The 12824-nt window shown below is 53.7% G+C and carries 14 protein-coding genes and 1 pseudogene; 6 read left to right on the top strand and 9 right to left on the bottom strand.

Annotated features, from left to right (window positions below; translation table 11 throughout):
- The first annotated feature begins 42 nt into the window (after positions 1-42).
- Positions 43-1110 (top strand): S-methyl-5-thioribose-1-phosphate isomerase, encoded by a 1068-nt coding sequence (gene mtnA / locus Q0683_RS07990; RefSeq protein WP_298977183.1) that lies wholly within the window; start codon positions 43-45, stop codon positions 1108-1110.
- Positions 1111-1192: 82 nt separating this feature from the next.
- Here mtnA and Q0683_RS07985 read toward each other — a convergent pair whose 3' ends face one another.
- Positions 1193-1387: a hypothetical protein gene (locus Q0683_RS07985; protein ID WP_298617111.1), complete on the bottom strand. Its 195-nt coding sequence runs from the start codon at positions 1385-1387 to the stop codon at positions 1193-1195.
- 130 nt (positions 1388-1517) lie between these two features.
- Between Q0683_RS07985 and Q0683_RS07980 the strand changes: the two genes are divergently transcribed.
- Genes Q0683_RS07980 through ilvD form a run of 3 tightly spaced genes read left to right on the top strand, consistent with a single transcriptional unit; the run spans position 1518 to position 4514 of the window.
- Entirely contained in the window at positions 1518-1823 is a 306-nt protein-coding gene (locus Q0683_RS07980; protein ID WP_298617110.1) for a hypothetical protein, read from the top strand.
- On the top strand, positions 1813-2790 hold the full coding sequence (locus Q0683_RS07975) for a stage II sporulation protein M (RefSeq protein WP_298617109.1): 978 nt from the start codon (positions 1813-1815) through the stop codon (positions 2788-2790). The genes Q0683_RS07980 and Q0683_RS07975 overlap by 11 nt, the downstream gene beginning before the upstream one ends.
- 41 nt (positions 2791-2831) lie before the next feature.
- Positions 2832-4514 carry a dihydroxy-acid dehydratase gene (ilvD, locus tag Q0683_RS07970; RefSeq protein ID WP_298617108.1) on the top strand — a complete coding sequence of 561 codons (1683 nt, stop codon included), beginning with the start codon at positions 2832-2834 and terminating at the stop codon, positions 4512-4514.
- On the opposite strand, the gene Q0683_RS07965 is transcribed toward ilvD, so the two are convergent.
- The 8 genes from Q0683_RS07965 to Q0683_RS07930 form a co-directional block, all read right to left on the bottom strand.
- Positions 4495-5268 carry a cobalt-precorrin-6A reductase gene (locus Q0683_RS07965; protein WP_298617107.1) on the bottom strand — a complete coding sequence of 258 codons (774 nt, stop codon included), beginning with the start codon at positions 5266-5268 and terminating at the stop codon, positions 4495-4497. The two genes, ilvD and Q0683_RS07965, sit on opposite strands and share 20 nt — an antisense overlap.
- On the bottom strand, positions 5269-5445 hold the full coding sequence (locus tag Q0683_RS07960) for a hypothetical protein (protein ID WP_298617105.1): 177 nt from the start codon (positions 5443-5445) through the stop codon (positions 5269-5271). It abuts the gene before it with no gap.
- 21 nt (positions 5446-5466) lie between these two features.
- Positions 5467-6429: an aldo/keto reductase gene (locus Q0683_RS07955; RefSeq protein ID WP_298617104.1), complete on the bottom strand. Its 963-nt coding sequence runs from the start codon at positions 6427-6429 to the stop codon at positions 5467-5469.
- Positions 6430-6688: 259 nt separating this feature from the next.
- A complete protein-coding gene (rsmD, locus tag Q0683_RS07950) occupies positions 6689-7240 on the bottom strand; it encodes a 16S rRNA (guanine(966)-N(2))-methyltransferase RsmD (protein ID WP_298617102.1) in 552 nt (183 codons plus the stop codon).
- A 187-nt stretch (positions 7241-7427) separates the two neighbouring features.
- Positions 7428-7946, bottom strand: coding sequence for a non-heme ferritin (gene ftnA, locus Q0683_RS07945; RefSeq protein ID WP_366142479.1), 519 nt, complete (start codon positions 7944-7946; stop codon positions 7428-7430).
- Positions 7912-8160, bottom strand: coding sequence for a FeoC-like transcriptional regulator (locus Q0683_RS07940; protein WP_298977177.1), 249 nt, complete (start codon positions 8158-8160; stop codon positions 7912-7914). The genes ftnA and Q0683_RS07940 overlap by 35 nt, the downstream gene beginning before the upstream one ends.
- Positions 8161-8162: 2 nt before the next feature.
- On the bottom strand, positions 8163-10451 hold the full coding sequence (gene feoB / locus Q0683_RS07935) for a Fe(2+) transporter permease subunit FeoB (RefSeq protein WP_298977175.1): 2289 nt from the start codon (positions 10449-10451) through the stop codon (positions 8163-8165).
- 14 nt (positions 10452-10465) lie between these two features.
- On the bottom strand, positions 10466-10930 hold the full coding sequence (locus tag Q0683_RS07930) for a ferrous iron transport protein A (protein ID WP_298977173.1): 465 nt from the start codon (positions 10928-10930) through the stop codon (positions 10466-10468).
- A gap of 466 nt (positions 10931-11396) precedes the next feature.
- Between Q0683_RS07930 and Q0683_RS07925 the strand changes: the two genes are divergently transcribed.
- Positions 11397-11744: a DEAD/DEAH box helicase family protein gene (locus Q0683_RS07925; RefSeq protein WP_298977171.1), complete on the top strand. Its 348-nt coding sequence runs from the start codon at positions 11397-11399 to the stop codon at positions 11742-11744.
- A 409-nt stretch (positions 11745-12153) separates the two neighbouring features.
- A pseudogene (locus Q0683_RS07920) lies at positions 12154-12800 on the top strand (site-specific DNA-methyltransferase); the annotation flags it as partial.
- Between the last annotated feature and the right edge of the window lie 24 nt (positions 12801-12824).

The following is a 12824-nucleotide window of genomic DNA, read 5'->3' as shown; positions in this document are numbered from 1 at the left end:
TGGGGCATCCATTTTAGGCGCTAATTGGATATGGAGGCTGGTGTGGCTGTCACAGCAAATAGCGGAACTATCTTTCCTGTGGTGTGGGCGGGCGATCGCGTGCAGTTAATTGATCAAACCCGCTTGCCAGAACAGTATGAACTTAAGGACATCACCACCGTTGCGGAGATGGCCACTGCCATTCGGACAATGGTTGTACGGGGTGCGCCGGCGATCGGTGTGGCCGCGGCCTTTGGCATGGTTTTGGGCGCAAGAGAGTACAAAGGGAGCGATCGCGAGGGGTTCTTGGTTCACCTTGAGAAGGTCGCCTCGGAATTGCGCCAAACACGTCCCACCGCAGTGAATTTATTTTGGGCGATTGATCGGATGCTAAGGGCAGCCCAGCAACCCACAGCCACTTTGGAGGAATTGCAGCAGCACCTTCTTGAAACCGCCCAAAGCATTGCCCGTGAAGATGTGCAAACCTGTCAAGCCATTGGCGAAAACGGCCTCAGGGTTCTGCCGAAAACGCCCGAGAAGTTGCGCCTGCTCACCCACTGCAATGCCGGTGCCCTAGCGACAGCAGGCTATGGAACAGCGTTAGGGGTAGTGCGTGCGGCTTGGGCAGCGGGTCGCTTAGAGCGGCTCTATGCCGATGAAACTCGTCCTCGCCTGCAGGGGGCGAAATTAACTGCTTGGGAATGTGTGCAGGAGGGCATTCCCGTCACCCTGCTTGCCGATACGATGGCGGCGCACTGTATGCAGCGGGGGATGATTGATGCGGTGGTGGTGGGTGCCGATCGCATTGCCCTAAATGGGGACACTGCTAACAAAATTGGCACCTATAGCGTTGCCCTTGCCGCCAAAGCCCACAACATTCCCTTCTTTGTCGCGGCACCCCTTTCTACCATTGACACCAAAATTGCCACTGGGGCGGAAATTCCCATTGAAGAGCGACACCCCCAAGAAATCTATCAGGTGGGGTTTAGCCGCATTACGCCGGCTGGGGTGGATTTTTACAATCCTGCCTTTGATGTCACCCCTGCCCATTTAATTAGCGGCATTATCACTGAGCTAGGGGTCTTTGCTCCCGCTGACCTCGCACGGGGTATTGGCGCAACGGCAGGCTAACGACGGCAGACCGCACGGGCAATATCCCCTGCTATCGGAGGGGGGATAGCTTTTGGTTGCCGTCCAATCCCAACCGCAGGACTCAAACGTTGTAGGGATTACAAGAGGCAGTTGCCCGATGCCGGTAATCGTCTCCACGGGTCGAGAGGCTAAAATCCACTTGGGTAATGCCGTTCCTATTCCTATAGAAGCGACGGGAGTGCATATCTACGGTGTACACGCGAGCCACTTCCATTTCTGCCAAGACAGAGGGGGCGATCGCCCAACCTAGGCTCAACGTTGCTGCCCCCCAAGGGCAACAGATGTCCGAAGCATTGTCACAAAACCTCTTCCTCTAGTCGTGTTGCCATCCTAGCAACTGTGCTAGAAAATCCTTATTCCCAATTCAAAAAGCTCTATAGAAAAAGATGATTTCCTCGCCATCGCATTTAAGTCCAACCGACCTCAGTGCCCTTGCGGAACGTATCCGCATGGCGGCTGACCAAGCCAACGGGAATGTCCATGACCTACTGGCACTGCTGCGTCTTTTGGAGCAATTGCACCGCGAAATTTGTGACAATCAGTTTCAGGCAGCGTTGCCCACCAATCGCCAAGCGCTCTATAAACTGCTGCGGGATATTGAAACCAATGGCGGCTGGCCCTACATTCCTCGCAAACGCCTAGAGTCCTTTTTGGGGGCGATTCAAGAGGAATCAATGGATCATGAATGTTGAACGCTGGTTGATACGGCAGGAGCCGCAGTGGCTTGAGTTCGAGCAACTCCTCAACCGTGCTGAGACGGCGGGGATTCAGGGGCTATCGGCAACGGAGATTTGCCGCCTCAGTCAGTTGTACCGCGTGGTCAGTGCGGACTTGGCACGGGCAAAAACGCGCCGCCTGGGCAGTAGTCTTGTCAACTATTTGCAGGGGTTGACGTTGCGGGGCTACAGCCAAATCTATCAGGGGCGGCGCTCCCAAGATTGGCGCAGGGTCTGGGGGTTTTTCCAGCGGGGCTTCCCAGCGGTTGTTCAGCAAACGTGGGGCTATACGGCCTTTGCCTTGGGGGTCTTTCTTGGAGCTGCTGCGATCGCTTGGTGGTATGCGTGGCGCGATCGCCAGTTTTTGGAACTGGTGGTGCCCTCGGACATTCTGTCCTTGGTGGAAAAGGAGGGGAAGCTGTGGATGGGGTCAATTGTGGGGGTTGAACCCTTGGCTTCTAGTGCCATCATGACCAATAACCTGAGTGTGGCCTTTGCAATGTTGGCGGGGGGAATTCTAGGGGGGCTGGGAACCCTCTATATCCTCTGGAACAATGGTTTGCACATGGGGGCGATCGCTGCCCTTGTGGCGCAAAACAACCTAGAGTATCCCTTTTGGGCTTTTGTCAGTCCCCATGGTGCTTTAGAGTTGCCCGCCATTTTTCTAGCGGGGGCGGCAGGTCTGTTGCTGGGGCAGGCGATTCTCTTGCCGGGGCGATACCGTCGCCTTAGCGCCTTGAAGCGCAATGGGACTCTAGCCGCGCAACTGATGTTTGGGATCGTGCCGCTCCTAGTGATTGCGGGTATAATTGAGGGCTTTTGGTCACCGAATCCCCTGATTCCCAACAGTGTCAAGTATCTTTCCGGTCTTGGATTATTAACTGCTTTGATGTTTTATTTGGCTAGCCCCCTAGAGCGATCGCCCACAGGTGGGGGAAAATAAAGAGATGTTTTATTAATGTTTAGGCCGATCGCGAGAACACTATGGCAGACAACTGGCGCAGTCGCATCATTACCGAAGGCATTCAACGCACCCCCAACCGAGCCATGCTGCGAGCCGTGGGCTTTGGCGATGAGGATTTTAACAAGCCGATTGTTGGGGTGGCCAGTGCCTACAGCACCATTACCCCTTGCAATATGGGGATTGCTACCTTAGCCAGTCGTGCCGAAGCGGGCATTCGCGCCGCAGGGGGGATGCCCCAGTTGTTTGGCACAATTACCGTCAGCGATGGTATTTCCATGGGCACCGAAGGGATGAAATACTCCCTCGTTTCGCGGGATGTGATTGCCGATTCGATTGAGACTGCCTGTAATGCCCAAAGTATGGATGGGGTGTTGGCGATCGGCGGCTGCGATAAAAACATGCCCGGGGCAATGATTGCCATGGCACGGATGAACATTCCCGCCATTTTTGTCTATGGGGGCACAATTAAGCCCGGTCACTGGCAGGGGCAAGACCTTACCGTTGTCAGTGCTTTTGAAGCTGTGGGTCAGTTTAGTGCCGGCAAAATGGATGAAGCCACGCTCCATGCCATTGAACACCATGCCTGTCCAGGGGCAGGTTCCTGTGGTGGTATGTTTACAGCCAATACAATGTCCTCGGCCTTTGAAGCCATGGGTATGAGCTTGATGTATTCCTCAACCATGGCGGCGGAGGATGCCGAAAAGGCAGACAGCACGGAGCTGGCGGGCAAAGTGCTCGTGGAAGCCATCCGCAAAAATATCCGTCCCCGCGATATTATCACCCGCCAATCCATTGAAAATGCGCTCAGCGTGATCATGGCGATCGGTGGCTCGACAAATGCAGTGCTGCACTTTCTGGCGATCGCCCACAGTGCCGAGGTACCGTTGACCATTGATGACTTTGAAACCATTCGCCAACGGGTGCCTGTCCTCTGCGACCTCAAACCCTCAGGGCAATACGTTACCACCGATCTGCATCGGGCGGGCGGCATTCCCCAAGTCATGAAAATGCTCCTCAATGCCGGCCTACTCCACGGCGATTGCCTGACGATTACAGGCGAAACCATTGCCGAGCGGCTGCGCGATGTGCCCGATACCCCCGACCCCAACCAAGAGGTGATTCGTCCCTTTGACCAGCCTCTTTACGCCACCGGCCACTTGACTATTCTCAAGGGGAATTTAGCCACTGAAGGGGCAGTTGCCAAGCTCTCCGGCGTAAAACATCCCCAGATCACCGGGCCTGCCCGCGTCTTTGACTCCGAGGAAGCCTGTTTAGAAGCAATTCTTGCCGGCAAGATCAACCCCGGTGATGTCATTGTCATTCGCTATGAAGGCCCCGTTGGCGGTCCAGGGATGCGGGAAATGCTGGCTCCCACCTCTGCCCTTATCGGTGCCGGTTTAGGGGATAGCGTTGGCCTCATTACCGATGGTCGGTTCTCCGGCGGGACCTATGGTATGGTGGTGGGTCACGTTGCGCCGGAAGCTGCGGTGGGGGGAACAATTGCCCTTGTGGAGGAGGGAGACTCCATTACCATTGATGCCCATCAGCGACTCCTGCAATTGAATGTCAGCGAGGAAGAACTGGCCGCACGCCGCGCCAAGTGGCAGCCGCCGGCACCGCGCTATACCCGTGGCGTTTTAGCAAAGTATGCCAAACTCGTCTCTTCTAGTAGCCTGGGGGCGGTCACGGATCGCTTTGTCTAGGGGGGGCTAACTCCTGCAAAAAGGCCTCGACACCGGCGCGATCGCTGGTTTGGCGCGGATAACTCAGCGGCGGCCGCTGTAGGGTAATCAGTTTGACCCCCAACTCACGGGCAAGGGTCTGCTTGATCTGCTCACTCTCGTTGCCCGACGCCTTGGTCACCACCGCGGTAATCTGCCACTGTTGCCAAAGAGCGCGCTCTAGCTCAAGGGATACAGGCGGGAAAATGGCAATTAAGCGCCGGCGATCGAACCCAGCCCCTAAGGCGGCTTCTAGGGCAGTGACTGTGGGCAAGATGCGTGCAAAGAGCGTTGCCTGACGCTGGAGGAGAGCAAAGGCCGCCAACTGTTTTACCCCCACCGTCAACAACACTCGCTCCCCCACCAAGAGATTACTTTGCAGTAGCGTAGGTAAATCTGTATAAATACCCGTTGCTGGGGGTAAATTGGGGCGTTCAAAGCGCAGGTAAGGTAGCTCCAGCTCTTGGCTAAGCTGCATGGCAAGGGCAGAGATCTCCGCTGCAAAGGGATGGGAAGCATCCACAATCCCGCGAATGGCGTGTTGTTGAATTAACTCGCGGGCGCGGTTAGAGGTCAAGCGCTCGACATGGCATGTGAGCAACGGATGGGCTGGATAGAGACCAGAGGCGGCTGATGTGGTCACACTTACCCAGCAGGGAAACCCTTGGGATAGGATTAAATCCGCAATCCAACGACTCTCATGGGTGCCGCCAATCAGCCAAATTGCTCCTTCCACCTAGCCCAGTAACGCGCGACGGAAGTTTTCGCGATAGGACTTATTCATAAGCAGCGGTAGCCACAGCACGCTGAGAACAAAGCGCGATTGGGTGTAGTACGTGCGGTGAAATCCTTGCCAAAAGCGCAGGGCAATAAAGAAGTAGAGAACAATTCCACCAAGAACGAGGAGTTCCATAGAGAGGCTGGTGAATCTGAACTACCACTTCCACATTACTGGATTCTTGGGATCAAGAGTGGCGATGACCGGCTGGCTAATCTCATCCAGCATAGCCAAAATAGACTCATCCAAGTGCAGGTCAGCCGCTTTGATGTTTTCTAACACCTGCTCTGGATGGCGGGCGCCAACAATGGCACAGGTTTGCGGTTGATGCAAGACCCAGGCCAGCGCCAGATTCCCCACCGTTGTCCCCAAGCTGGTGGCAATGGGTTTCATGAGTTCAATGGCCTCGAGGGCACGGGCATAGGTTTCCCCTTGAAAGAGCTGGTTTTTGGCGCGGTTATCCTCAGGATCGAACCGATGGTCAGGCCCAAAGCGACCCGTGAGTAATCCTTGGGCTAGGGGGGAGTAGGCCAAAATGGTAATGTCGTGCTCAATGCAAAAGGGAATTAACTCTGTTTCTGCCCAACGCCAGAAGAGGGAATAGGGAGGCTGGACACTGTCAATGCGCCCGTACTGCATTGCCTCAGCCAGTTGGGCACGGGAGAAGTTGGAGACCCCAATGGCACGGATTTTGCCGGCAACTTTCAACTCCACCATCGCCTGCATGGTTTCCTCAATGGGCACAACCTCTGAACCAAAGGAACCCGCCGGCCAGTGAATTTGATACAGGTCAATGTAGTCGGTGTTAAGGTTACGGAGCGATCGCTCGCAGGCGGCAATGACTTCTTTGTAGCGCAAATGGTTGGCAAACACCTTCGTTGCATAGACACAGCGATCGCGCAGATCTCCTACGGCTGCGGCTATTATCCGCTCTGAGTGACCCTCCCCATAAACCTCCGCCGTATCAATGGTGGTCATCCCCGCTTCCACCGCTGCGCGAATCGTGCGAATGGACTCCTCATCTTCAATGCCGACCCACCAACGTTTACCAGCTTGCCAAGTGCCAAGAATGAGCGGCGTAATTTGAATCTCCGTGCGACCGAGGGGGCGAGTTTGCATAGAAAATCCCTGTTGAGGAACCACTGGCGAGACCTTGGGAGAACGGGCGGGGCACCCAGCAATCCAACTCCCTCCTTGGCCGTTGATGGCGTAAAGGAATTGATTCGCTAGATAACAGGCTCTTGGCCAGACGCACTCCCTAGCCCGCTGCAGGATTTATGGACACTGTACCGCGCGTGCAGGGCCTCCTGCAACCGCCAAACTGCCGAGTGAATATTCCCAATTTCGGAAGGATGAAATTGCCGCGTAAACGTCAAATTCAGTGGCCACAAAAGAAGAGCACCGTTGTACTGCCATAGATTTTAATTCGCTGCTGTTGCCAGCCGATCGCTAGAATGGCCTCTAAATCCGGTGGGTTTTTGGTGTGACACTCAACGGCAATTTCCCCCGTTGGCCTCAGACACCCTTGTTGCCAAAGTAACCGCAGAACGGGGAGATATAGATCGCTCTTGTAGGGGGGATCAAAGTAGATAAAGTCAAATTGCGGCACAGGGAGTTGGAGGAGTTTCTGGCGGACATCCCCCCGCAAGAGGAGGGTGTGCTGATGGGGTTGAGCCAAGGCTGACCAGTTTTGCCGAATGGCTTGACAGGCTTGGGGAGATTGCTCAATCCCCACCACCCATTGAGCACCGCGAACAAGAGCTTCTGCTCCCATTGCGCCCGTACCGGCGCACAAATCAAGCCAATAACAGCCTTCCAAGCGGCCTTGCCAGATGTTAAAAATTGCCTGGCGAACCTTTGCCCTTGTGGGTCGAGTGCTGTGGCCGGGAAGTGTTTTGAGCGATCGCTGGCCAGAAATTCGCAACGGCATACTTTTAATGTATCTGCTTCAAACCCAAATAAAAAGCCCTGGGAGTCTTGCCGTGTTTCGACCCCAGGACTTCCGTTTGCGAATCACTCCTCACTAACTAAACCATACTTTAGGTTTTCAAAGACCTGTAGAGCGTCCTATGACACTTTCTCAAGCGACACCTAACTTTTCGGGCAACGGGCGTCAACTACATTTTAGGGTTACTGGGCGACTTGGCTGCGGCAAGCTTGCCAATTTCTTGGTCAATAAAGAAGAGTCCCTGCCCCTCTGTGCCAATCAGTTCAATTTTGTCGAGGATGCTCTTGAATAAAAATTCCTCTTGGTGTTGTTCAGCAACGTACCACTGCAAGAATTGCAATGTTGCATAGTCAGGTTCCGTATCTGCCAAGTGTACTAGCTCATTGATTTTGCGGGTCACGAACTGTTCATGCTCATAGACTTTGCTGAACATCTCCTTGAGAGACTGAAAGGTGTGCGGAGGCGCTTCCATACCCCCTAGAATGGCCAAAGCCCCGGTTTCGTGCATGTAATTCAACAGGCGTCGCATGTGAGCCATCTCTTCGTCGGCATGCTGACTGAGGAATGTCGCACAGCCTTCGAGAGCTTTGTGGGCACACCAAGAACTCATTTGCAAGTAGAGATGCGCTGAGTAGATTTCAAGGTTGATCTGTTCATTGAGCCGATTTGTCATTGCTTCGGATAGCATTGCTGATTCTCCATTGGTAAAGTTCAAAGGTCTCCGGGCTGCATTGGTTACAACTGCCACAGTGGCCAGGGGCTACTTTTTGCACCCGGCCTTTGCGGATGAGCTGCTCCAAAATGGGTTCAATTGCTGCCGGCGGTGCCCGAAAATGGGTCGCCAATTCCCGCAAAGACACAATTTGACGGTTCTTGATATAGTCCTGGAGTTGCAAGAGCACGATCACTCCCTCCCTAGGGTAGAAAACCGCTGGCGATCGCCCCAGTATTTCAAGCCCATGATCACCATCCCCATCACCACCCCTAAACCCAATAACCACAGGAATGAGAACAGCGGATGGGCTGCAAATGTCATGAGTTGGTAGTAGGCCGTGGCCACCCAATAAGCCAAGCCTGTGGTCCAAGCCGCAACAAAAACTGTCCAGCCCAAATTCGTTTCCCGATAGACGGCAGCAGTGGCGGACACACAGGGAAAGTAGAGCAACACAAACAATAGAAAAGCAATGGCCGCCGTGGGTGTACCGAAGCGCTTGGCCATTTGCCCAAAGGTGGTGTAGTGCACCTGCTGGACTTCAGCGGCTGCCTCGGGGTTATCAACGTTCTGCAGCACCTTCAATCCCAAGGGATCCAGCATTTGCTGCCCAATCTCACTGAGATTTTGGGGAATGCTTAACACTGCCTCCTGCAATCCTGCCCAGACTGAAAAAGGTTCTTCCGGTTCATCCTCAACCCCTTGGGTCTCTTGGCGGGCTAAATCGGTATAGAGGGCATCCATTGTTCCAACCATTACTTCCTTGGCAAAGATGCCTGTAAAGAGTCCTACCGTTGCCGGCCAGTTGTTGGCCTGAATTCCCATGGGCGAAAAGATGGGAGTAATCCGGCGACTAAAGGCACTCAAAATTGACTGGCTACTATCTTTTTGGCCAAAGCGGCCATCGGTGCCCACGGAGTTGAGCAGCCCAAGGATGACAACAAGAATAACAATCATCTTGCCTGCCCGCACAATAAAGGTCTTCAGCCGCTCCCAAGCCCGCAGGAGTACTCCCTGAAACGTGGGCAGATGGTAGGGGGGCAATTCCATGACAAAAGGCGCAATCTCCCCCTGAAAAAGGGTGTGCTTCATCAAGAAACCCGTAAAGATGGCAGCTGCAATTCCCAACATGTAGAGTAAAAAAACTAGGTTTTGACCGTTGCGCGGGAAAAAAGCCGCCACAAATAGGGCATAGACCGGTAGGCGAGCACCGCAGGACATAAAGGGATTCATCAGGATCGTCATCAGGCGATCGCGCCGATTTTCGAGGGTGCGAGTAGCCATAATGCCGGGGATATTACAGCCAAAGGAAATCATCATCGGCAAAAAGGATTTACCCGGCAAGCCCATCCAGCGCATCAGTCGATCCATGACAAAGGCCGCCCGTGCCAGATACCCAGAGTCTTCAAGCAGCGTCAGAAAAATAAAAAGTAAACCAATTTGGGGAATAAATGTTGCCGTTGTTTGGAGCCCACCCCCCACCCCTTCGGCCAAAAGACCAATCAGCCAACCGGGGGCATTCAGAGTTTCAAGGATCTGCGTTGGCCAGCCCACAACCAATGTGCCCAAGCCAATATCAAAGAAGTCAATAAAGGCACCCCCCACGTTAATTGAGATGAGGAACACCAAGTACATGACGGCCAAGAAAATCGGAATGCCGAGCCAACGGTTGAGGACAATGCGGTCAATGCGATCCGAGACAGTGGTTGTCAGGCGATCGCGCTGCTCAAGAACGTCGGCCATCAGGTTCTGAATCCAGCAATAGCGACTATTGGCAATGATGAGATCAATATCTTCCCCTAGGATCTGGTGAATCCGCTGTCGCCATCGGCGCAAGGGGGGAACCACCTCTTGAGAAACGGATTCGGCATATTGCAGCCAAACCAAGGCTTGCATCCGATTTTGAGCACCTTGGGTCAGCAGATCGGCTATGGCCTCCTCAAGGACGGGAGGTTGGGGAATACTCACTGGGGACAGGGGGGGAGCTTTCAAGGCAGTGCGAATTTCTTGCCGCAGTTGCTCAAAATACTGTTTTTGTTTGGCACAAAAGGGCAAAACAGGAAGGCTTAAACGTTGGCTCAGCGTCTCTGTATGAATGTGGATTCTTGCGGCACGGGCCACATCCATCATATTGAGGAGAAGGAGGAGCGGTACCCCTAGATCGAGCAGCTGTGAAGTCAAGTAAAAGTTGCGCTCCAAGTTCGCCGCATCCAGGATATTGACGACCAAATCATACTCGCGCGCCAATAGAAACTTGCGGGCAATCTGCTCATCTAAGCCGCTCTCCTCAGCATCTAGGGCATAGACCCCCGGCAAATCCACCACCGTTACGGTGAGGTCGCGATCCCAATAGGAACCCTCCTTCCGCTCAACAGTTACTCCCGGCCAATTCCCCACCCGCTGGTTGGCCCCTGTGAGGCCATTAAAAATGGTTGTCTTACCACAATTTGGGTTGCCGATTAGAACCACTGTTGCTGCCATAGAACATTCCTTACCTAAAGGGGAGACACCTGAAGGGCATCGGCTTCATCCCTGCGCAAGGTCAAATGAAAGCCTCGCACTTTAATGTCTATGGGATCACCCAAGGGAGCATGGCGAATCACCTCCACTTCGGTGCCGGGGGTTAAGCCCATTGCTAATAGTTTGCGTTTGTAGCCAGGGTGAGCGGGAGCATAACCGGTAATGCGCAGGCGAGTACCCACCGGAGCAGTGCGCAGGTTCACCCCTGGAAGTTCTGGCGTCTTGAGCAAAATGTTTTGGGCTAGCTCGTGGTTAAGACAAAATCGCTGGGAATCAAGACCTATCATCACTGACCCCCTATCACTCCGATTCAAAATACGAATGACCGCCCCCGGTGCCAAACCCATCCCTAGGAGTTGTTGGGTATTACTGCACATTAATTTCGCAATGGTGTAGCGATCGCCCACCTTGGCTTCCGCAAGGGAAATCAGTTTAGACATGCCTCTTCTCCGACGCTGCCTTTGAAGATGCGGGTCGGCAATGTAGGTAAAAGGCGCCCATGATGGTGATGACATATTGCATTTAACAACCTTTTGAAAGCAGCTTGTTGCAGATAATTCTCAATTTATAGCACAGTTTTGCCGTAAGGTCATGACTTTAGCAAGTCTTAACCTCGAAACGAAAGCTCCCATCCCTGCGAGAGCGGGTGTATTTGCAACTTGTCGTGAGTTTTCTCTTAAATGAGATATTTGGACTTGTAATAAGGCTTTTGATGAGATATTTAATCTCATACGAGATACGCTAAAAAGCTAGATCGCGAAAAAACCGAGCCTGTCCAATCAGGCATAGCAGGGTGACTAGGATAGCTTTTCTAGCCCCACAGAGCTGTTTAGGTGGGCCATGTTTCACTGTGGAAGTGGGCAAGCGACCTGTTGGAACGCGCGTTGAAGGAGGTGGAGTAACCCTATGCCCAAACAGCTCCTCTACGAACAACTCGATACGCTTTCTCAAAAGGAAGTCCCTGATAGTGTCGCGCAAAACCTGAACCCAAAATACGAACTGCGCCCATATCAGATAGAAGCCTTTGCGTGCTTTTTCCACTGCTACAAAAACGACTTTCCCAACAAAGCGTCCCCCTTGCACTTGCTCTTCAACATGGCGACGGGAAGCGGCAAGACGCTCATCTTTGGCTTAGACCATCAGACGCATCTCCAAAACCCGGCGGATAGTCCCCCTCTAACCCCCCAAACAAATCATCCCTTGGAACGAAGTAACCCATTCGCATCTCTTGTCGGTAGGTCAAGCCGCGATTAGTGGTTGGTGCCATCTCTTCAACTTTTCAACGCCTTGGTTATGACGGTCCTACTCAGTTTGCCAATTTGACTGGTTTTGTGAAAAATCAGGGAACCAGAAGGGAGATTCGGATTATACGCCATCCCTTGTGGAACGATTGGCATCCTCAATGGATAGAGGCTGAGGCAAATGCTAGAAAACAATACCCCAAACATGAGATTAAACAGGCTAATCCTTTTTTAATTGCTCTAAGACGACCAGGGGATGATGTTTAGATCAAGGCTGGTGAATTCATGTAATGAGAGATAACAAATCACTGCACCCGACTGTAAGCTAAATTATCGGTATTCACCAGAGTCTAGTTAAGGCGGCTGAACCCGACCGTTCGCCTCCCGAATCAACGCACGACGAAAGCGACAGGAAGCATGGTATGGCAGGAAAGAAGAAGACCGAGACCAAACGCCCGATCGAGTCCTATGAGCACCGCAATAAGACGCGGGTCAACAACCCGCCCGCCGGCCTGGTGACGCCCGAAACTGACCCCGACGCGGGCGAGAAGAAGAAGCGCTACGCCTACGACCCGCACCTCGACCCGCAACTGGTGTGGGCCGGCAAGGCGGAACACACCTCCTTTGAAGTCCCGACCGTCTCGCTCCACGTCCACGAGCGCATCGACCCGCGCACCATTATCGAGGCGGTGCGCAAGAAGAACGGCCAGCCTCAGACGATCCAACTGGGGCTTTTCGCGGCCGAGCGCGCAGAACCCCTGCGCGAGGCGGTGGAGTTCTACCGGCACAAGCACGGCTGGAGTAACCGTCTTATCGCCGGCGATTCGCTCCTGGTGATGAACTCGCTGCTGGAGAAAGAGGGCATGGCCGGCAAGGTGCAGATGATTTACATTGACCCGCCCTACGGCATCAAGTACGGCTCCAACTTCCAACCCTTCGTCAACAAGCGCGACGTGAAGGACGGCAGGGACGAAGACCTGACCTGCTCCTGGCGAGGGAGTTGCTCACCGAGATCGGCAGCATCTTTGTGCAGAGTTACGACGAGAACGTCTGCCGCATGCGCTGTTTGGCGGGACTGGACGCATAGGACGAG

The sequence above is a fragment of the uncultured Thermosynechococcus sp. genome (assembly GCF_938074695.1).
Taxonomy (GTDB): Bacteria; Cyanobacteriota; Cyanobacteriia; order Thermosynechococcales; family Thermosynechococcaceae; genus Thermosynechococcus.
The sequence above is the reverse complement of the archived record's forward strand: the minus strand, read 5'-3'. Positions and strand labels throughout refer to the sequence as shown.